Annotated in this window: 18 protein-coding genes; 8 read left to right on the top strand and 10 right to left on the bottom strand. The window is 44.0% G+C overall.

The genetic code is table 11. The features are described from left to right. Nucleotides 1-112: 112 nt before the first annotated feature. From EV146_RS15215 to rpmH, 10 genes are all read right to left on the bottom strand, one after another. The gene (locus EV146_RS15215; RefSeq protein WP_121610422.1) at nt 113-958 is read right to left on the bottom strand and encodes a ParB/RepB/Spo0J family partition protein; all 846 of its coding nucleotides are present in this window, start codon (nt 956-958) and stop codon (nt 113-115) included. Continuing rightward, complete coding sequence (locus EV146_RS15210; RefSeq protein ID WP_121610421.1) at nt 951-1,712, bottom strand: ParA family protein; 762 nt, start codon at nt 1,710-1,712, stop codon at nt 951-953. Before EV146_RS15210 ends, EV146_RS15215 begins: the two co-directional genes overlap by 8 nt. Before the next feature lie 210 nt (nt 1,713-1,922). Next, entirely contained in the window at nt 1,923-2,783 is an 861-nt protein-coding gene (gene noc / locus EV146_RS15205) for a nucleoid occlusion protein (protein WP_121610420.1), read from the bottom strand. A gap of 118 nt (nt 2,784-2,901) precedes the next feature. Further along, nucleotides 2,902-3,621, bottom strand: coding sequence for a 16S rRNA (guanine(527)-N(7))-methyltransferase RsmG (gene rsmG / locus EV146_RS15200; protein ID WP_132007768.1), 720 nt, complete (start codon nt 3,619-3,621; stop codon nt 2,902-2,904). Between the two features lie 29 nt (nt 3,622-3,650). Continuing rightward, a complete protein-coding gene (mnmG, locus tag EV146_RS15195; protein WP_132007765.1) occupies nt 3,651-5,540 on the bottom strand; it encodes a tRNA uridine-5-carboxymethylaminomethyl(34) synthesis enzyme MnmG in 1,890 nt (629 codons plus the stop codon). Nucleotides 5,541-5,614: 74 nt separating this feature from the next. Next, the gene (mnmE, locus tag EV146_RS15190; protein WP_132007762.1) at nt 5,615-7,000 is read right to left on the bottom strand and encodes a tRNA uridine-5-carboxymethylaminomethyl(34) synthesis GTPase MnmE; all 1,386 of its coding nucleotides are present in this window, start codon (nt 6,998-7,000) and stop codon (nt 5,615-5,617) included. 273 nt (nt 7,001-7,273) lie between these two features. Further along, entirely contained in the window at nt 7,274-7,897 is a 624-nt protein-coding gene (gene jag, locus EV146_RS15185) for an RNA-binding cell elongation regulator Jag/EloR (protein WP_132007759.1), read from the bottom strand. Then, entirely contained in the window at nt 7,894-8,670 is a 777-nt protein-coding gene (gene spoIIIJ / locus EV146_RS15180) for a YidC family membrane integrase SpoIIIJ (RefSeq protein ID WP_132007756.1), read from the bottom strand. The genes jag and spoIIIJ overlap by 4 nt, the downstream gene beginning before the upstream one ends. A gap of 193 nt (nt 8,671-8,863) precedes the next feature. Next, nucleotides 8,864-9,229, bottom strand: a complete 366-nt coding sequence (rnpA, locus tag EV146_RS15175; RefSeq protein WP_121610414.1) for a ribonuclease P protein component — start codon at nt 9,227-9,229, stop codon at nt 8,864-8,866. A gap of 78 nt (nt 9,230-9,307) precedes the next feature. Continuing rightward, nucleotides 9,308-9,442, bottom strand: a complete 135-nt coding sequence (rpmH, locus tag EV146_RS15170; protein WP_066059809.1) for a 50S ribosomal protein L34 — start codon at nt 9,440-9,442, stop codon at nt 9,308-9,310. Nucleotides 9,443-10,056: 614 nt separating this feature from the next. Between rpmH and dnaA the strand changes: the two genes are divergently transcribed. The 8 genes from dnaA (at nt 10,057) to EV146_RS15130 (ending at nt 20,350) form a co-directional block, all read left to right on the top strand. Next, entirely contained in the window at nt 10,057-11,403 is a 1,347-nt protein-coding gene (dnaA, locus tag EV146_RS15165) for a chromosomal replication initiator protein DnaA (protein WP_121610413.1), read from the top strand. A gap of 182 nt (nt 11,404-11,585) precedes the next feature. Next, nucleotides 11,586-12,722, top strand: a complete 1,137-nt coding sequence (dnaN, locus tag EV146_RS15160; protein ID WP_132007753.1) for a DNA polymerase III subunit beta — start codon at nt 11,586-11,588, stop codon at nt 12,720-12,722. 153 nt (nt 12,723-12,875) lie between these two features. Then, nucleotides 12,876-13,091, top strand: a complete 216-nt coding sequence (gene yaaA / locus EV146_RS15155) for a S4 domain-containing protein YaaA (RefSeq protein WP_121610411.1) — start codon at nt 12,876-12,878, stop codon at nt 13,089-13,091. Nucleotides 13,092-13,109: 18 nt separating this feature from the next. Beyond that, complete coding sequence (recF, locus tag EV146_RS15150; RefSeq protein WP_132007750.1) at nt 13,110-14,228, top strand: DNA replication/repair protein RecF; 1,119 nt, start codon at nt 13,110-13,112, stop codon at nt 14,226-14,228. Between the two features lie 9 nt (nt 14,229-14,237). Continuing rightward, nucleotides 14,238-14,486, top strand: coding sequence for an extracellular matrix regulator RemB (gene remB, locus EV146_RS15145; RefSeq protein ID WP_121610409.1), 249 nt, complete (start codon nt 14,238-14,240; stop codon nt 14,484-14,486). Nucleotides 14,487-14,529: 43 nt separating this feature from the next. After that, the gene (gene gyrB, locus EV146_RS15140; RefSeq protein WP_132008478.1) at nt 14,530-16,452 is read left to right on the top strand and encodes a DNA topoisomerase (ATP-hydrolyzing) subunit B; all 1,923 of its coding nucleotides are present in this window, start codon (nt 14,530-14,532) and stop codon (nt 16,450-16,452) included. A gap of 164 nt (nt 16,453-16,616) precedes the next feature. After that, the gene (gyrA, locus tag EV146_RS15135) at nt 16,617-19,178 is read left to right on the top strand and encodes a DNA gyrase subunit A (protein WP_132007747.1); all 2,562 of its coding nucleotides are present in this window, start codon (nt 16,617-16,619) and stop codon (nt 19,176-19,178) included. 83 nt (nt 19,179-19,261) lie between these two features. After that, nucleotides 19,262-20,350: an HD-GYP domain-containing protein gene (locus tag EV146_RS15130; RefSeq protein WP_309136117.1), complete on the top strand. Its 1,089-nt coding sequence runs from the start codon at nt 19,262-19,264 to the stop codon at nt 20,348-20,350. Nucleotides 20,351-20,750 lie beyond the last annotated feature (400 nt).

Here is a 20,750-nt window from a genome sequence, read left to right as displayed (position 1 = left end):
TTTCCCATTTTTAAAATTAACATGTAAATGATCATTTTCCTACTCTTTTTTTCTAAAATTGGCGGGGGACTGCCGATTTTAGGCAGAAAAAAAGCCATCCTTTATTGATAGCTTAAACTTGGGGCTTTTCTATTAATTCCAGGATCCTTTCCAGGTCGTCCTTGGAAAAAAACTCTATCTCGATTTTGCCTTTATTCTTTGCCTGTTTAATCGTTACCGTTGTTCCAAACCTTTCCCTCAGCTGGGTCTCACGGTCACGAATGAATACATCCTTCGCCAGTTTCTTATTGGTTTCACGTGGAACAGTTTCATTCAACTGTTGAATGAGGTGTTCAAGCTGGCGGACATTCAAGCCTTCTTTAACTGTTTTTTCAGCAATTGCAGGGAGTTTATCCTTTTGCCGTAAACCGAGCAGGGCCCTTCCATGTCCCATTGATATTTTCCCGCTTGAAATAAGGTCCTGTATTTTTGGAGGAAGTGAGAGCAGACGGATGTGATTGGCAAGATGCGGGCGACTTTTGCCCAGGCGTTTCGCGAGTTCTTCCTGTGTAAAACCCAATTTTTCCATCAAGGTTTGGTAAGCAGCCCCTTCCTCAATTGGATTCAGGTCCTCCCGCTGCAGGTTTTCAAGTACAGCAAGCTCCATCATCTGCTGCTCATTGAACTCCCGTACAACGGCCGGCACTGATTTGAGCTTGGCTTCACCAGCCGCACGGTAACGGCGTTCTCCCACGACAATTTCATAACCCTTAATGCTTTTTCTGACAATCAAAGGCTGAAGGATGCCATGTTCAAGGATTGAATTTTTCAATTCTTCTATCGCTTCTTTCTGAAACACCTTCCGCGGCTGGTAAGGGTTTGGCCTTAACTCCTTAATGTTAATTTCCTGGACGGTTTCTTCTTTCCCCACTTCAGCATTAAAGAATGCATTCAAACCTTTTCCTAGGCCTTTAGCCATTCGCAACCACTTCCTTTGCAAGATCTAAATAAACCTCGGCTCCCCGGGACTTTGAATCATACATGATAATCGGCTCCCCGTGACTTGGCGCTTCACTTAGACGGACGCTGCGTGGAATGATTGTTTTATAGACTTTGTCCTGAAAATATTTTTTCACTTCTTCAATCACCTGGATGCCGAGGTTTGTACGTGCATCCAGCATGGTCAGCAAGACACCTTCTATCTTTAAATCATGATTCAAATGCTTTTGGACGAGTCGAACGGTATTCAATAGCTGGCTCAAGCCCTCTAGCGCATAATATTCACATTGTACCGGTATCAAGACGGAATCAGATGCGGTTAATGAGTTAATCGTAAGCAGGCCCAATGATGGCGGGCAATCAATCAGGATATAATCAAAAGCTTCTTTTACCTCTTCCAGCGCCCTTTTAAGCCGGACTTCCCGGGAAATAGTCGGCACCAATTCAATTTCGGCACCAGCCAGCTGGATCGTAGCCGGAATGGTAAATAAATTATCGACAGTTGTCGGCAGGATCACCGCCTTGGCATGCACATCATCCACCAGTACATCATAAATACACTGTTCGACATCTGCCTTTTCAATTCCTACTCCGCTTGTGGCATTCCCCTGAGGGTCGATATCAATGAGCAACACCTTCTTGCCTATATAGGCTAAAGAGGCTCCCAGGCTTACGGAGGTGGTTGTTTTACCTACTCCGCCTTTTTGGTTTGCAATTGCAATTATTTTACCCACAATGTCACCTACCTTCAAACCTATGTAGATCTCACCAATGCTTCCGCAAAAGCGTTTTTTGCACAATGAAGTCGAAAGAATTCGTCATGTATTCTATTTTATCACGAAAAATCCTTGCCGAAAGGAGTTTTGTGAAAATGACATTTACTAGTAATATAGCAATTTATTAACTCATAAAAAAAAATGCGAGAAACAGAGTTCTCGCATTTTTTATTTCTTTTTAGGAATCCGGATGGTTATTTGATAGAATTCATCAAAATCTTCTTCTTCAGAGTTCAGGTTAATCCCTGAGTCCGTTACCATTGATAAGGATTGGCGGATGGTATTTACAGCAATTCTCATGTCCTTGCTGAATGCTTTCCGCTTTGGCTTTGGCTTTTCCTCTGTCTGTTCAAGCATTTTTTGGACCCGGTCTTCTGTCTGCTTGACGTTAAGTGATTTCTCGATGATTTCCGAAAGCAGCTGAATCTGTTTTTCCGGATTTTTCAAAGGAATCAGCGAGCGAGCATGTCTTTCCGAAATCAATTTATTTAGGATGGCCTCCTGGACCTCCTGCGGAAGCTTCAGGAGCCTTAGCTTGTTTGCCACTGTCGATTGCCCTTTGCCAAGGCGCTGAGCAAGGGCTTCCTGGGTCAAGTTGTGGATCTCCAGCAGTTTCCCGTACGCAATGGCCTCTTCAATCGGAGACAACTCTTCCCGCTGAAGATTTTCAATTAATGCAACCGACGCTGTTTCGGTATCGCTTAAATTATTGATGATGGCGGGTGCTTCTTCCCATCCCAGTTTTTTCATCGCCCGCCAGCGGCGTTCCCCGGCGATAATTTCATACTTGCCATCTTCAAATTCCCTGATGACGATGGGCTGGATCACTCCGTGCGTGTGGATTGTACGGGCAAGCTCCTCAATTTTTTCATCATCAAACACCGTTCTTGGCTGAAATCGGTTCGGAACGATATTATCTATCGGGATTTTTTTGATTTCATCATTATTTCCCGGCTTCGTTGTTTCTACCTGTTCTACCTGTTCTTCCTTTTCCCCCAGACCAAAAAAGCGTGAAAAAGAAGGCTTCATTCCCCTGCACCACCTTTATGAAACTCCCTATTACATATTCTCTATAAAAATGACAAGTTCCTGCCTGTAGCTTTTATTATAAACTAAATTTCCTGATCAAAATAGGGTCAAAGCAACTCTATTCAATTGGAGACTTATTTGGTGTCCCCGCTTTTCTCGGATACTGTTTTGGTGTTTTCTTCTCCTTGCTGATAATAAGGATATTTCGTTCACTTTCTTCCACCGGAAGGGTGAAGGAATGGATGCCCTTTAATTCGCCCCCAAGGACCTTAAGTGCCTTCTTTCCACCCTGGAGTTCTTCATCCGCCTGAGCACCTTTCATTGCAATGAAGGTACCGCCGACCTGGACAATGGGAAGGCACAGCTCGGATAAAACCGACATCCGGGCAACGGCCCTTGCCATGACAATTTCATATTTCTCGCGATAGACTGAATTCTGCCCGAAGGTTTCAGCCCGGTCATGAATGAAATGTGTATTCTCAAGCTGAAGGACCCTCGCTAAATGTTCAAGAAACGTGATTCGCTTATTTAAAGAATCCACAATGGTTATTTGCAGTTTCGGAAAAGCAATTTTTAAAGGGATACTTGGAAATCCTGCTCCCGCCCCAACATCACAGATCGCGAAAGGCTTCTCCTTAAAATCAAAATAAAAAGCAGCGGAAACAGAATCATAAAAATGCTTGAGGAACACATCTTCTTTTTCTGTTATGGCTGTCAGGTTCATTTTTTCGTTCCATTCAACCAGGGTTTTATAATAAATTTCATACTGCTCCATTTGCCTTTCGGAGAGAATAATCCCCTTCTCGGCAAGCGCCGCTTGAAATTGGTCTGGATTCATAGGACAACCCTTTCTGTAAATAGTGTTGATTATTGATTGGAAATCCTGGCCACTTTCCCTTGTTCAATATAGACGAGCAAGATGGAAATATCGGCAGGGTTCACTCCGGAAATACGGGAGGCCTGAGCAATAGTCAGCGGCCGAACATTCTTAAGATTCTGGCGCGCTTCTGTTGCAATGCTAGTGATGGCGTCATAATCGATATTTTCCGGGATTTTCTTATCTTCCATTTTCTTGAGCCTCTCTACCTGCTGAAGAGACTTCTCGATGTATCCTTCATATTTAATCTGGATTTCAACCTGCTCCTCCACTTCTGCGTCCAGTTCAACGTCGGCCGGGATAAGCTTTTTGATGTGTTCATAGGTCATTTCAGTTCGCTTAATGAAATCAGAGGCACGGATGCCGTCCTTCAATTCACTGCCGCCGAGAGAACGGATAAGCTCTTGCACTTCACTTGTCGGCTTGATGATAATTGAACGAAGCCTTTCAATTTCTGTTTCGATTGCTTTCTTTTTCCCGGTAAAACGCTGGTACCGGTCTTCGGAGATCATTCCGAGTTCGTAACCTCGGTCTGTCAGGCGAAGATCAGCGTTATCATGTCTTAGCAGCAAACGGTATTCCGCACGTGAAGTTAACAGTCGGTAAGGTTCACTCGTGCCTTTTGTCACCAGGTCATCAATCATGACACCAATATAGGCGTCCGAACGGCTCAGAATGACCTCTTCCTTATCAAGAGCCCTCCTGCCGGCATTGATTCCAGCCATCAGGCCTTGGCCTGCAGCTTCTTCATATCCGGATGTTCCGTTGATCTGTCCTGCAGTATAAAGGTTCTTCACAACCTTCGTTTCCAATGTTGGCCAAAGCTGGGTAGGAACAACTGCATCATACTCAATGGCATAGCCTGCCCGCATCATCCTAGCCTCTTCCAGGCCTGGAATGGTCTTCAGGATTTGATGCTGGACTTCCTCAGGCAAACTGGTGGACAGCCCCTGTACATAAACCTCCTGAGTATGCCGGCCTTCTGGTTCAAGGAATATCTGATGGCGCGGTTTGTCGTTGAAACGCACCACTTTATCTTCGATGGACGGACAATAGCGAGGACCTGTTCCTTTAATCATTCCCGAATACATCGGAGAACGATGCAGGTTTTGGTCAATCAATTCATGGGTTTTCTCGTTTGTATAAGTCAGCCAGCATGGCAGCTGGTCCGTGATATATTTCGTCGTTTCATAAGAAAATGCCCTTGGAGCATCATCCCCTGGCTGAATCTCCGTCTTGGAATAATCAATTGTGTTGCTGTGGACCCGCGGCGGAGTCCCTGTCTTGAAGCGCACCAGGTCAAGGCCCAGCTCCTCAAGGTGTTCAGAGAGCTTTATTGAAGGCTGCTGGTTGTTCGGTCCGCTGGAATACTTCAGCTCTCCCAGGATAATTTCCCCGCGAAGGAAAGTACCTGCAGTGATCACGACGGTCTTGGAACGATAAACGGCTCCTGTTTTAGTGATAACACCTTTGCAGACTCCGTCCTCAACGATTAGCTCCTCCACCATTCCCTGGACCATTGTAAGGTTCGGCTCTTCCTCCATGGTCTTCTTCATCTCATGCTGATAGGCAAATTTATCCGCCTGGGCTCTCAGTGCCCTTACTGCAGGGCCTTTCCCTGTATTAAGCATCCTCATCTGGATGTAGGTTTTATCGATATTGCGGCCCATTTCACCGCCAAGAGCATCAATTTCCCTTACTACAATTCCTTTTGCCGGCCCTCCGATGGACGGATTGCACGGCATGAAAGCTATCATATCAAGATTGATGGTAATCATGAGTGTATTGGCACCCACGCGAGCTGCTGCAAGGCTCGCTTCACTTCCGGCATGGCCTGCGCCTACTACGATGACATCATAACTGCCCGCTTCATACGGCATATGGCTGCCTCCTTTATTTTAAAGTTGCACTAGAATTTATGGTAAGGCGCCCACGAAAAGGGCGTCTTTCTTCTCTATTTCCCTAAACAGAACTGCGAGAACAATTGATCAATGAGACTTTCATGAACACTGTCACCGATAATTTCCCCAAGCAGTTCCCAAGAACGGGTGAGGTCGATTTGGACAATATCTATTGGTGTACCGGCTTCAACACCAGTAATCGCTTCTTCAATGGCATGATGCGCCTGATTCAAGAGCGCGATATGGCGGCTGTTCGAGACATAGGTCATATCGCCCGCTTCAATTGCTCCTGAAAAGAACAGAGAAGAGATTGCTTCTTCCAGCTCATCGATTCCCTGATCCTCTTTTAGCGAGGTTGTGACAATCTTATACCCCTTTGCCAAATCTTTCAGCTCGTCCATATCCATTTTTTTAGGAAGATCGGTTTTATTGACAATGACAATCACATCCATGCCCTCAACCGCTTTAAATAGATTTTTATCCTCTTCTGTCAGGATATCGGAATAATTAAGCACAAGCAAAATTAAATCGGCTTCTTTTAATACCTGGCGGGAGCGTTCTACCCCGATCCGCTCCACGATATCCTCTGTTTCGCGAATTCCGGCTGTATCAAGGAGCCTTAACGGAACCCCTCTGACATTGACATATTCTTCAATGACATCTCTCGTTGTTCCCGGAATATCCGTTACAATCGCTTTATTCTCCTGTACCAGGCTGTTCAGGAGAGATGACTTTCCAACATTTGGACGCCCGACAATAACAGTTGATAACCCTTCACGCAGAATTTTTCCCTGCTGGGATGTCTGAAGCAGCTTCTCAATTTCATCTTTTACAGATTTCGACCTTTCCAGAAGCATTTTATGAGTCATTTCCTCAACATCGTCATACTCAGGGTAATCAATATTCACTTCTACATGAGCAAGTGTCTCCAGTATCTCCTGCCGCAGCCTTCGAATGAGACGCGATAGCCGCCCGTCCATTTGTCCCAGCGCCACATTCATGGCCCTGTCCGTTTTTGCGCGGATTAAATCAATGACCGCCTCAGCCTGGGACAGATCGATCCTGCCGTTTAAGAAGGCCCTCTTTGTAAATTCCCCGGGTTCCGCAAGCCGCGCTCCCTGATTCAGGACAAGCTGCAGGACCCTGTTCACCGATACCAGCCCGCCATGACAGTTAATCTCCACAACATCTTCCTTTGTGAAGGTTTTCGGCCCCTTCATGACAGAAACCATCACTTCCTCGGCAATCTGTCCTGTTTTCGGATCTACCATATGGCCATAATGAATGGTATGGGACATAACGTCAGTAAGTCTTTTTCCTCCGACTCCTTTAAATAAACGGTCAGAAATGTTAATTGCGTCATCTCCGCTTAAACGAACAATCGCTATCGCTCCTTCTCCCATTGGAGTGGAAATGGCCACAATTGTATCAAACTCCACTTTCTTTCACCTCTCTGCTTCAAAATATCTATTTGAAATACGAAATTTATTTCCCAAATTTATAGAATAGCACAAGGTATTTAAAAAAAATACAAAATAGCTTATAGAATTATCCACACAGCAAAACATTATCTTTTATTTTAACTTATCCACATGTGAATAACAATAATACAAACAGTCTCTTCTAGGATTCCCTAAAATTTCGTTCTTCAAAAGGCAAGAAAAAACCGGCCAGTGGATTGGGCCGGTTTTTTAATTTAAATATAAAATTTTTTATTTCCCAGCCGGGGCAATGACAATATGCCGATGAGGATCGCTGCCATCCGAATAGGTTCTTATTTTTTTATTCCCCACGAGAGCAGTATGAATCACTTTCCGTTCATAGGAAGGCATAGGCTCCAAAGCTACTTCGCGGCCTGTCTTAACGGCTTTTTGCGCAAGCCTCTCAGCCAGCTGAACAAGTGTGTCATTTCTTCTTCTCCGATAATCTTCAGCATCCAGAAGAACAGTAAAGAACTGGTCTGAATGTTTATTGATAACAAGCTGGGTCAAATACTGCAATGAATTGAGTGTTTGTCCTCTTTTTCCGATTAACAAAGCGATTTTATCACCGGTAAGGATGAAATGGACTTGTTTGCCATCCTGTTTCACCTCAATATTTGCAGGTGCACCAAGCTGTTCGGAAATCTTTTTTAAATACTTGACGGCTTCTTCAAATGGGTCTGCTTTCACTGTAACCTTTACGATGGCAGGCCGGGATCCAAAAATTCCAAAGATCCCTTTTTTCCCCTCATCCATTACTTCTATGTCTGCACGGTCTTTTGATGTGTTTAACTGAGCTAGTGCTGATTTTACTGCTTCTTCGACTGTTTGTCCGGTAGCAGTTATCTGTTTCACTTTTTCGCTCCCCCCGCGCCGCCGGCAGCTGGCTGCTTTTTCAAGTCCGGCCCTTTAATGAAATAGGTTTGTACAATCATAAACAAGTTTCCGACAACCCAGTATAATGATAAGGCAGCCGGGAAGTTGATGGCAAAGACAATGATCATGATCGGCATCAGCCACAGCATCATCGCCATTTGAGGATTTGCCTCGGTGCCAGCCATCATCATTTTTTGCTGAATAAAAGTGGTTGCCCCTGCAATTAATGGAAGCAGGTAAATTGGATCCGGAGCACCAAGATCAAACCAAAGGAAATTATGGTTCGCAATTTCCCTGGTCCGGGAGATCGCGTGGTAAAAACCGATCAATATTGGCATTTGTACAATAAGCGGAAAACAGCCGGCAAGCGGATTGACACCGTGCTTCTGGAACAGCGCCATTGTTTCCTGCTGGAGCTTTTGCTGGGTTTTCTGGTCTTTTGAACTGTATTTTTCTCTCAGCTTCTGCATTTCTGGCTGGATAGCCTGCATCGCTTTTGAACTTCTGGTCTGTTTAATCATCAATGGCAGGATGGCAAGACGAATAATGATTGTTACCGCAATAATCGACAATCCAAAGCTTCCACCCAAAATTTCCGCCATCTTGGTAATCAGCATCGATAAAGGATAAACAATGTATTCATTCCAAAAGCCTTTGCTTTCAGAAGTAATCGGCTGGTCGTACTCTGTACACCCTGTTAGGACTGCCATTAAAAATAGCAAGCCAGCTGTTAACAATATTCTTTTTTTCAACCTCAATTTCCTCCTAACCACATTCACGTAATTTACATTTATTAAAGTGTTGGCTTTAGGGACTCAGTTTCGCTTGTAGACACCAGTTTTCACCCTGCCGTAAAACCATACATAGCAATTCAAGAGTATTTTAACATCTTTTCTCAGCAAGCGCTTTTAAAAAATGGAAAAGCTTAAAATAATTTTCCAGCCGCTATTCCTCATTATGACCAGCGTTTGTTTTTTTCAATACCCGGGCTACCTTGAGTACGTGTTCAAGACTTTTTTTCACCTCATGCATGTCCATTTCGGCCACAGGCTTTCTCGCTATAATCACATAATCTTTCCCTTTATGTATCTGTTCCTGCAATTCATGGAAGGATTGGCGGATGTATCTTTTTATCTGGTTCCTCATGACGGCATTCCCAATTTTCTTGCTGACGGATAAACCAATCCGGAAATGATCCTGCCCTTCCTTTTTCAATACATATACGACAAATTGACGATTCGCAAAGGATTTTCCCTTATTAAAAACTTCCTGAAATTCTTTATTCTTTTTAATTCGCAATTCTTTTCTCATTTCAGCACACCTTCAATCAAGTCGTTATGGCTGCTTGCATTCCTCAAAGGAAAAAAAGACCACTGACAGTTCAGTGGCCTAGGCTGATAATACTTTTCTTCCTTTACGACGACGGCGTGCAAGAACCTTGCGGCCGTTTGCTGAGCTCATGCGGCTACGGAAACCGTGAACCTTGCTGTGCTTACGTTTATTTGGTTGGTAAGTTCTTTTCATTATATGACACCTCCCTGAGGAAATAGCTGCTATCAGACAGTACTACTAATTATAATGACGTGACACTGAAAATGTCAATAGTCTCCCTGATAAAACTCCACTGGATATGATTGGATTGTTATGGAGAAAACATTTTATAGGGCAGTCGCCTTATGTACGGCAGCAGGCTATACAGGTTGTCCCATAGTGCTTTTCCAGGTGCCTGTGGACAAAAAACGACACGATTTTTATTATCCACAATACTTATTTACAGCTTTTACACATAAACTTAGGCTGTGGACAAATTTATTCCACAGCCTGGAGGTGTTGTGGATAAAGTATGAAAAAGCCTTGCGACAAGCTAGATTATCTGGTATCATATTTGTGTTTTCACTCTTAATAAAAAGGACGGACTAATATAGTTTTCCACAAACTGTGGATAAGTTGTGGATAGGTTATTCAGACCCTGTTGCGGAAGTTTGTCCACAATCCGTGGATATTGTCGAAAACCCATTTATCTTCCTTATAATATATTTTTCCACATTAATAGTTTTGTATATTTATAAATCTGTGCAGAATTTCAACAACAAGAGCGAATACAATGGTGTGAATTTTTATAAAAGGAGGGATATGTATTGGAAAATATTGCGGATCTCTGGAGCAGTGCGCTGTCCAAAATCGAGAAAAAAATCAGCAAACCCAGTTTTGATACGTGGTTAAAATCGACAAAGGCACATTCCTTACAGGGAGACACCCTAACCATCACTGCTCCAAACGAATTTGCCCGCGACTGGCTTGAAGAGCGGTATTCCCAGCTGATCAGCGGAATTCTCTATGAAATAACCGGAGAAGACCTGACGATAAAATTCATCATTCCGCAAAACCAGACGGATGAAGAAGATAATCTGCCTTTGCCGCCCAAAAAGGTGAAAAGAGAAGACGACCAAAATGATTTTCACCATAATATGCTGAATCCCAAATATACTTTTGACACTTTCGTTATTGGCTCAGGCAACCGCTTTGCACATGCCGCTTCGCTTGCGGTGGCTGAAGCACCGGCAAAAGCTTATAATCCCCTCTTCATTTATGGGGGCGTTGGACTTGGAAAAACCCACTTGATGCATGCAATTGGGCATTATGTTCAGGATCATAACCCTTCAGCAAAGGTTGTATATCTTTCTTCCGAAAAGTTCACCAATGAATTCATTAATTCCATCCGGGACAATAAGGCTGTCGAATTCCGCAATAAGTATCGTAAAGTAGACGTCCTTTTGATAGATGATATTCAGTTTCTTGCCGGAAAAGAATCGACTCAGGAGGAATTTTTCCACACATTTAACACCCTGCATGAGGAAAGCAAGCAAATCATTATCTCAAGTGACCGGCCGCCCAAGGAGATCCCAACCCTCGAAGACCGTTTGCGTTCCCGGTTTGAATGGGGCTTAATTACGGACATTACTCCCCCGGACCTGGAAACCAGGATTGCCATTCTCCGCAAAAAGGCCAAAGCAGAGGGCCTGGACATTCCGAACGAGGTTATGCTTTACATTGCGAATCAAATCGACTCGAACATCCGGGAGCTCGAAGGAGCATTAATAAGGGTTGTTGCCTATTCTTCTTTGATTAATAAGGATATTAACGCAGATTTGGCTGCAGAGGCTTTAAAGGACATCATTCCTAGTTCGAAACCTAAGGTCATTACGATCCTGGACATCCAGCGAACAGTCGGGCAGCATTTTAACGTTAAACTTGAGGACTTTAAAGCAAAGAAGCGCACCAAATCAGTAGCATTCCCCAGGCAGATAGCCATGTACCTGTCCCGTGAGCTGACAGACTTTTCCCTTCCGAAAATCGGGGAGGAATTCGGAGGGCGAGATCATACGACGGTTATCCATGCACATGAAAAGATTTCGAAACTCCTTGCGAGTGATTCTCTCCTTCAAAGACAGCTGAAGGAAATCAATGAAGAATTAAAGGTATAGGGAATTTGTTGATAACTCATAATACATTGCACACAGTCTGTCCACATGTGGATAGGCTGTGTTTCCTTTCGAAAAATAGGTTATCCACAAATCCACAGGCCCTACTAGTACTTTTACTATTTTTTAAAACATATTAAATATATTCACAGACTCGAAATTTATACCAAATTGGAGGATTTAACATGAGGTTTGCTATCCAGCGGGATCAATTATTGCAAGGCGTCCAGGATGTCATGAAAGCTGTAACCAGCAGAACTACCATCCCTATTCTTACAGGAATTAAGATCGTAGCTACAGAAGAAGGAGTAACCTTGACTGGCAGTGATTCAGATATATCAATTGAATCCTTTATCCCAAAAGAAGAGGACGGCAAGGAAATCGTTGAAGTCAAACAAACTGGAGCAATCGTCCTGCAGGCTAAATTCTTCAGTGAAATAGTTAAAAAGCTGCCAACAGATACAGTGGAGATCATAGTTGAAAATCATCTTCAAACAGTAATTCGTTCAGGAAGATCAGAATTTAATCTGAATGGCCTGGATGCCGAGGAGTACCCACATCTGCCTCAGGTGGCAGAGGAGAATGTTTTTCAAATTCCTACTGACCTTTTAAAATCCCTTGTCCGCCAGACTGTTTTTGCAGTGTCCACCTCAGAAACACGCCCAATCTTGACAGGTGTCAACTGGAAGGTGGAAAACAAGGAATTAACCTGTATTGCAACAGACAGCCACAGACTAGCATTAAGAAAGGCAAAGCTGCAAACTGAAACAGAGGAAAGTCAAAGTGTGGTCATTCCCGGAAAAAGCCTGACAGAACTCAGCAAAATTCTGGACGATACCTCAGAAATGGTTCATATCGTTATCACGGAAAATCAAGTTCTATTCAAGGCGAAGCATCTGTTGTTCTTCTCACGGCTTCTGGAGGGCAACTACCCTGATACGGCAAGACTGATTCCGAATGAGAGCAAGACGGATGTTGTGGTGAATACTAAGGAATTCCTTCATGCCATTGACCGTGCATCCCTGCTGGCACGGGAAGGAAGGAACAATGTAGTCAAGTTTTCCACTGTTGAGGGAAGCGGAGTTGAAATTTCCTCCAATACCCCTGAAATCGGGAAAGTTGTCGAAGAAATTCAAAGCCAGTCCATTGACGGTGAAGATCTGAAGATTTCTTTTAGTGCCAAATATATGATGGATGCATTGAAGGCACTTGAGGGGAGCGAAATCCAGATCAGCTTTACTGGAGCGATGAGGCCATTCGTGATTCGCCCGATGAATGACGACTCCATTCTGCAGCTGATCCTTCCTGTACGGACCTATTAAAATAACAGCCCTTGTCGAATGGCAGGGGTTTTCTCTCTTCCTGAATTGTTTATAGTCCGGCATCTCACTCTCAATAATTCCATCAAACCTTGTCTGAAACCTGTTTATTTAGTAAAATAAAGTATTAGATCCTTTTAGGAAACGGGTGAAATCATGAGTGAACAAGTTAAAATCGAAACAGAGTTCATTACACTTGGACAATTTTTAAAACTAGCCGATGTGATTCAATCCGGCGGAATGGCTAAATGGTTTTTAAGTGAACATGAGGTATATATCAACGGGGAACAGGATCAGAGAAGAGGAAGGAAGCTCCGTAATGGAGATGAGGTAACTATACCTGGGGTCGGAAAGTTCCTTGTAATTCAATGACCAAAGGAAGGAACATTCATGCATATTGAGGACCTGCAGTTAAAGAATTATCGCAATTATGAAAAGCTGGACGCCCAGTTTGAAAATAAGGTGAATGTCATCCTTGGCGAAAATGCCCAGGGCAAGACCAATGTGATGGAATCCATCTTCGTGCTGGCAATGGCTAAATCCCACAGAACGGCAAATGATAAAGAACTTATTCGCTGGGATGAGGATTATGCTAAAATAGAAGGCAGGATAGTCAAGACGCATGGATCGCTGCCAATGCAGCTTGTCATTTCCAAAAAGGGAAAACGTGCTAAGTATAACCATATTGAACAGCGACGGCTGAGCCAATATGTCGGAAATATGAATGTAGTAATGTTCGCGCCGGAAGATCTCCATCTAGTCAAAGGGAGCCCTCAAGTAAGGCGCCGTTTTATTGATATGGAAATCGGACAGGTATCCCCTGTCTATTTGCATGATATCAGCCAGTATCAAAAGATCCTTCAGCAGAGAAATCATTACCTGAAACAGCTGCAGACAAAACAGCAGACAGACCAGACCATGCTTGATATTTTAACTGAACAGTTTATTCAGATGGGCGCCAAGATCGTAATGAAGCGATTTGAATTCCTCCATTTACTTGAACAATGGGCTCTGCCCATTCATAAGGGGATATCGAGGGGGCTGGAAACTTTAAAAATAGACTATAAGCCTTCAGCCGATGTATCAGAAAATCAGAATTTGTCGAAAATGGTAGAAGTCTATGAAGAAAAGTTTGCTAAAATAAAGAAGAGGGAAATTGAGCGGGGGGTAACAATGTTCGGACCGCATCGCGATGACTTGCAATTTATTGTGAATGGCAGAGATGTCCAGACATTCGGATCCCAGGGACAGCAGCGGACGACTGCCCTATCCGTAAAACTCGCTGAAATTGAACTGATCAATAAAGAAATTGGCGAATACCCGATCCTGCTCCTTGATGATGTACTCTCGGAGCTCGATGATTACCGCCAATCGCATTTATTAAATACAATCCAGGGAAAGGTCCAAACCTTTGTCACAACGACAAGCGTTGATGGAATTGACCACCAGACTCTTAAGGATGCTGCTGCCTACCGGGTGGAGTCAGGCGTGATGGCCAGAATCCAGTGAGGTGTTATCATGTATTTGCATATAGGAGACGATACATTAGTCAGGACAAAAGATATCATTGCCATTCTTGACAAGGAAAGCGCAAGCTCATCCCCTGTATTTGCCGAGTTTCTAGATCGAAGAGAAACTGAAGTGGTCAATCTTTCCAAAAATCAGTATAAGTCCGTTGTTGTCACCAGGGACCAGATCTATTATTCCCCGCTGGCAGCCGGAACATTAAAAAAACGTTCGCAAAGACCTTCCGTTCAGGAGTTTTAAATAAAAGATTCGCAAATTGAAAGTGTAGGTGATCGATGTGGCAATGGAGCAAGAGGCCATGCAAGGACAAACGTATGATGCAAACCAGATACAGGTCCTCGAAGGATTGGAGGCAGTTCGGAAACGGCCGGGTATGTATATCGGGTCAACAAGCGTAAAAGGTCTTCATCACCTTGTTTGGGAAATAGTTGACAACAGTATCGATGAAGCACTTGCCGGTTATTGTGATGAAATCAATGTCATTATCGAAAAAGATAACAGTATTACTGTAATGGATAATGGGCGAGGCATTCCGGTCGATACCCAGGAAAAAATGGGAAGGCCTGCCGTTGAGGTCATTATGACGGTCCTTCATGCCGGAGGAAAGTTTGGCGGCGGAGGATATAAGGTATCAGGCGGATTGCACGGGGTAGGTGCATCCGTTGTGAATGCCTTGTCTACATTGCTTGAAGTGAATGTCCACCGTGACGGAAAGATCCATCATATTGAGTTCGAACGCGGTGCAATCAAAAGCGAATTAAAGGTCATAGGTGAAACGGACAGGACTGGGACCACCGTTCATTTTGTGCCTGATGGCGAAATCTTCCAGGAAACACTTGAATACGACTATGATACGCTTGCGAACAGGCTTCGTGAATTAGCATTCCTCAACAGAGGGCTAAAAATTACGATTGAGGATAAGCGTACAGAGAATAAACACAATGAGTACTATTACGAAGGCGGAATCAAGTCTTATGTAGAGCACTTAAACCGTACGAGGGATGTCCTTCATGAAGATCCAATTTACATTGAAGGGGAAAAAGACGGAATTACTCTCGAAGTAGCCCTGCAATACAACGATGGATTTACCAGCAGTATTTATTCATTTGCCAACAATATCCACACGTATGAAGGCGGTACACATGAGTCAGGCTTTAAAACAGCCCTCACAAGAGTAATCAATGATTACGCCCGCAAGAATGGCATTTTTAAAGACAGTGACGCCAATCTTTCCGGTGAAGATGTCCGTGAAGGGTTGACGGCAATTGTTTCTGTAAAACATCCGGATCCACAGTTTGAAGGCCAGACAAAGACAAAACTGGGGAATTCGGAAGTTCGGAACGTTGCGGATACAACCTTCTCGGACCATTTTGAAAAATTCATGCTTGAGAACCCATCCGTTGCCCGAAAAATTGTCGATAAAGGCTTAATGGCTGCCAGAGCAAGGCTTGCTGCAAAGAAAGCGCGTGAGTTAACCAGACGGAAAAGCGCGCTTGAGGTTTCGAGCCTGCCAGGAAAACTCGCCGACTGTTCTTCAAAGGACCCTTCGATAAGCGAGCTTTATATCGTTGAGGGTGACTCTGCCGGGGGTTCTGCAAAACAGGGCCGTGACCGCCATTTCCAGGCCATTCTTCCTTTGCGGGGGAAAATCCTGAATGTCGAAAAGGCGAGACTTGACAGGATCCTTTCAAACAATGAAGTAAGAGCGCTGATTACAGCAATTGGAACCGGTATTGGCGAGGACTTTGACATTTCGAAAGCTCGTTACCACAAAGTTGTCATCATGACAGATGCAGATGTTGACGGCGCCCATATCCGGACCTTATTGATGACATTCTTTTACAGATATATGAGGCAGATTCTTGAAGCTGGCTATATTTACATTGCCCAGCCGCCGCTGTATAAAGTTCAGCAAGGTAAACGGATCGAATATGCCTATAATGATAAACAGCTGGACCAGATCATGGCTGGCCTGCCATCGCAGCCAAAACCCGGTATCCAGCGCTATAAAGGTCTTGGGGAAATGAACCCGGGGCAGCTATGGGAGACTACGATGGATCCAGATCATCGCCTCCTGCTCCAGGTAAGCCTTGAAGATGCCATTGAAGCAGATGAAACGTTTGAAATGCTGATGGGCGACAAGGTTGAACCAAGGCGACAATTCATTGAAGAGAATGCTGTTTACGTGAAAAACTTGGATATTTAACAGGATAGAGAATTTTTCTATCCTTCTTTTCTATTATGCCTAGCTGAAGCGCCAAGCTTTCGGAATGCTCTCGGAAGCGCGGGCGATATGCCTGCACTTTCTTAAGAGTTTTCGGAGCCGCTTGATGCGCTACTGCTTTTCTACTAAAGGAGGTTTCCTTCCATATGGCTGAGACGCCTAATCCCCGTGTGAAAGAAATAAATATTAGCCAGGAAATGCGTTCTTCGTTCCTGGATTACGCGATGAGTGTTATTGTGGCACGTGCCCTCCCTGATGTCAGGGATGGTCTTAAGCCCGTCCACCGCCGAATTTTATATGCGATGCATGATTTAGGAATGCATTCTGATAAACCTTACAAGAAATCCGCCCGTATTGTCGGCGAAGTTATTGGTAAGTATCACCCCCATGGCGACTCCGCTGTTTATGAGACAATGGTTCGTATGGCACAGGACTTTGCTTACCGATATATGCTTGTCGATGGTCATGGGAACTTCGGTTCAATCGATGGTGACTCGGCAGCTGCAATGCGTTACACCGAAGCCCGGATGTCGAAGATTTCAATGGAACTGCTGCGTGACATTAATAAAGATACCATTGACTACCAGGACAATTACGATGGTTCTGAAAGAGAACCAGTTGTCCTTCCTGCAAGGTTTCCCAACCTGCTGGTTAACGGTACATCGGGAATTGCTGTCGGAATGGCGACAAATATTCCGCCTCACCAGCTTGGGGAAGTGATTGATGGAGTGCTTGCCATAAGCAAGGATCCCGGCATTACAACCCAGGAGCTGATGGAAATCATACCAGGTCCGGACTTCCCAACCGGCGGCCTGATCCTTGGCCGAAGCGGCATTCGCAAGGCTTACGAAACGGGAAGAGGCTCTATTACCTTAAGGGCAAAAGTAGAAATTGAGCAAAAGTCAAATGGCAAAGAAGTCATTATTGTAAATGAGATACCTTATCAGGTGAATAAGGCGAGGCTTATTGAAAAAATAGCCGAACTTGTACGCGATAAGAAAATTGACGGAATAACCGACTTGCGGGATGAATCTGACCGGGACGGACTCCGGATTGTGATTGAAGTTCGAAGGGATGCGAATGCAAACGTCCTGCTGAATAACTTGTATAAACATACTGCGCTTCAGACAAGCTTTGGAATCAATACACTTGCTCTTGTTGACGGGCAGCCTAAAGTATTGAGCTTAAAGCAATGCCTGCAGCATTACCTTGATCATCAGAAAGTGGTCATTCGCCGCAGGACTGAGTTTGAACTTCGCAAGGCAGAAGCGAGAGCCCATATTCTTGAAGGCTTGCGTGTAGCTCTGGACCACCTTGATGAAGTCATTGCCCTGATCCGAAGCTCACGTACCACGGATATTGCCCGTGAAGGACTGATGACTCAGTTTGATCTGTCCGAGAAGCAGGCACAGGCGATACTGGATATGCGACTTCAGCGTTTAACTGGTTTGGAACGTGAAAAAATTGAAGAAGAATATCAAAGCCTGATGAAGCTGATAGCAGAATTAAAAGCTATATTGGCGGACGAGGAAAAGGTGCTTGAAATCATTCGCGAGGAGCTTTTGGAGCTGAAAGAACGCTTTGACGATAAACGAAGGACAGAAATTGTCTCGGGCGGTCTGGAAATGATCGAGGATGAAGATTTGATTCCTCGTGAGAATGTTGTCATCACGCTGACCCATAATGGCTATATCAAGCGGCTGCCTGTTTCCACATACCGTGCTCAAAAGCGCGGAGGACGCGGAATTCAGGGAATGGGCACAAACGAGGATGATTTTGTCCAGCAGCTTATCACTACATCAACCCATGATACGATTCTTTATTTTACAAATAAAGGGAAGGTCTATCGTACGAAGGGGTATGAAGTACCAGAGTTCAGCCGGACGGCAAAAGGCATTCCGATTATCAACCTGCTGGGAATTGAAAAGGATGAATGGGTCAATGCCATCATCCATGTAGAGGAGTTCGTTGATGATTGGAGTCTGTTCTTTACCACTAAATATGGTATTGCCAAGCGTTCTCCGCTTACTTCCTTTGCCAATATTCGCAATAACGGATTGATTGCCCTGAACCTCAGGGAAGGCGATGAACTCATTTCCGTGCGTCTTACTGATGGCAGCAAGGAAATTATCATTGGAACTAAGAATGGCCTTTTAATCCGTTTCCCTGAAACAGATGTACGAACAATGGGCCGTACTGCTACGGGCGTTAAAGGTATTTCCCTTGATGCGGATGATGAAGTTGTCGGAATGGAAGTGCTTGAAGAAGGCTCGGACATTTTGGTTGTCACCAAGAATGGCTATGGAAAACGTACCCCGTCTGCAGAATACCGGATGCAGGGCCGTGGCGGCAAAGGGATTAAAACCTGCAATATCACCGATAAAAACGGCAGCCTTGTAACAATGAAAGTCGTTCAGGGTGAAGAGGACCTGATGCTGATCACTACCGGAGGCGTTCTGATCCGAATACCGGTAGAAGGAATATCCATCACTGGCCGTAACACCCAAGGCGTTAAGCTAATCAGTCTCAATACAGAAGAAAATGAGGCAGTAGCTACAGTGGCTCAAGTTGATAAAGAAGAGGAAAAGCTTGACGAACTGGAGCAGCTTGAAGAGGCTTCTGAAGGGGAACTAGGTCAAGACAATGGTTCAGAGGATGCGACAGAGCTAGCGGACGAAGAGAATGGACCTGATACTACAGAAGAATAAAATTTTTTTAAGGAACACATTTTGTGTTCCTTTTTTTTGAATTTTTACAGTAAAATAGTACTAGGCAGAAATTTACTTTTGAGGTGTTGGCTTTGCGTATCCATATAAACGAACTTCAAGAAGGATGCATCCTCGCAGAAGATGTGTTCAGCAAGACAAACCGGCCGATTATCAGCAAACAGACAGTTCTTACCGTACAATTAATAGATGTATTAAAAGCCTTTCTCATAAAGGACGTCGAAGTAGAGAAAACTTTGATCAGTGGAACTCCATTTATACCTTCTGAAGCAGTGTCCGGGAATGAAGCACCTGTACAAAATATGGGGGATTTAACGTTTTTGGACTTGTTCCTTAAAGGGAAACAGGATCACAAAAAGGAATTTGTCTCCTGGCAATCCGGAATTCCGGTTGATATCGCCGCGATTAGAAGTTTGCTAATGCCATTGATAGACAAGATCGAAGGAAATACAGCCTATTTATTCAGGCTTCATAAATATCATAACCAGGAGGATTACCTTTATCATCATTCTCTTGCTGTCGGAATTTTAAGTGCTTATATAGCCAAACGACTGAATTACAGTAAAGGGGATATTGCACAGATCGCACTGGCTGGGTGTCTGGCTGACTGTGGGATGGCAAAAATCAGCAACAGTATTCTTATGAAAAAGACAACCCTCACGCTCGGTGAATATGAAGAGGTTAAATCACATCCAATCAACAGTTACCAAATGGTTAAAGAGAACAGGCTGTTAAAGCAGGAAGCTAAAGTAGCGATTCTCCAGCACCATGAACGTCTGGATGGCAGCGGTTATCCTTTTGGAGACAAGGGAGTCAAGATCCACCCATTTGCCAATATTATTGCTGTTGCGGATACCTACCAAGCAATGACTTCTGAAAGATTATACAAACCCAGTATGTCTCCGTTCAAAGCACTGGAAATAATCAACGAAGACCATTTCGGCAAATTTGATGTTGCTCCTTTAAAAGTAATTAAATCCGGGATTATGAACTTTTCTACCGGAAGCAAAGTAAGGCTCTCGGATGGCGAGGAGGCAGAAATTCTGTTTATTAGCGATAAAGATCCTACACGTCCCATTGTAAAACTTTCTAACTCAGACAAAATCCTTCCGCTGGAGGAGTACAGGCAGCTATATATTGAAGAGGTACTTTAAGGGGTGCTGGGGATAAACCAGCGCCTTTAAAAATAAATGTGAAAAAACAGTTGCACCAGCCATGGGGACCTGATATAATTTTCAAAGTCAGCAGCGGACATATCTAATGGATTAAAAGATTAGAAAAAAACGTGTTGACATGAAATGAGAAAAATGATATATTAATAAAGTCGCCTATGAGCGGCAGTCGTTCTTTGAAAACTAAACAAACAAGCGTCAACAAACAATAAACTTAGTGATTTCAAATCACTAGCCAACGTTTTTTCAGTAAGGATCGTCGACTAAGAACGCCACATCCTGTGGCAACATCGACGTCAGCGCATCCTTGCGCAAGTGAGCTTAACTCATACTCTTTATTGGAGAGTTTGATCCTGGCTCAGGACGAACGCTGGCGGCGTGC

Origin of the sequence: Mesobacillus foraminis (assembly GCF_004340465.1) — a bacterium.
Classification (GTDB): domain Bacteria; phylum Bacillota; class Bacilli; order Bacillales; family Cytobacillaceae; genus Mesobacillus_B; species Mesobacillus_B foraminis.
The sequence above is the reverse complement of the archived record's forward strand: the minus strand, read 5'-3'. Positions and strand labels throughout refer to the sequence as shown.

Coding starts and splice junctions, on each gene's coding strand:
- recF (WP_132007750.1), top strand. CDS start 13,110: ATGCATATTGAGGACCTGCAGTTAAAGAATTATCGCAATTATGAAAAG.
- gyrB (WP_132008478.1), top strand. CDS start 14,530: ATGGAGCAAGAGGCCATGCAAGGACAAACGTATGATGCAAACCAGATA.
- EV146_RS15215 (WP_121610422.1), bottom strand. CDS start 958: ATGGCTAAAGGCCTAGGAAAAGGTTTGAATGCATTCTTTAATGCTGAA.
- dnaN (WP_132007753.1), top strand. CDS start 11,586: ATGAGGTTTGCTATCCAGCGGGATCAATTATTGCAAGGCGTCCAGGAT.
- mnmG (WP_132007765.1), bottom strand. CDS start 5,540: ATGCCGTATGAAGCGGGCAGTTATGATGTCATCGTAGTAGGCGCAGGC.
- yaaA (WP_121610411.1), top strand. CDS start 12,876: ATGAGTGAACAAGTTAAAATCGAAACAGAGTTCATTACACTTGGACAA.
- rpmH (WP_066059809.1), bottom strand. CDS start 9,442: ATGAAAAGAACTTACCAACCAAATAAACGTAAGCACAGCAAGGTTCAC.
- remB (WP_121610409.1), top strand. CDS start 14,238: ATGTATTTGCATATAGGAGACGATACATTAGTCAGGACAAAAGATATC.
- rnpA (WP_121610414.1), bottom strand. CDS start 9,229: ATGAGAAAAGAATTGCGAATTAAAAAGAATAAAGAATTTCAGGAAGTT.
- rsmG (WP_132007768.1), bottom strand. CDS start 3,621: ATGAATCCAGACCAATTTCAAGCGGCGCTTGCCGAGAAGGGGATTATT.
- noc (WP_121610420.1), bottom strand. CDS start 2,783: ATGAAGCCTTCTTTTTCACGCTTTTTTGGTCTGGGGGAAAAGGAAGAA.
- gyrA (WP_132007747.1), top strand. CDS start 16,617: ATGGCTGAGACGCCTAATCCCCGTGTGAAAGAAATAAATATTAGCCAG.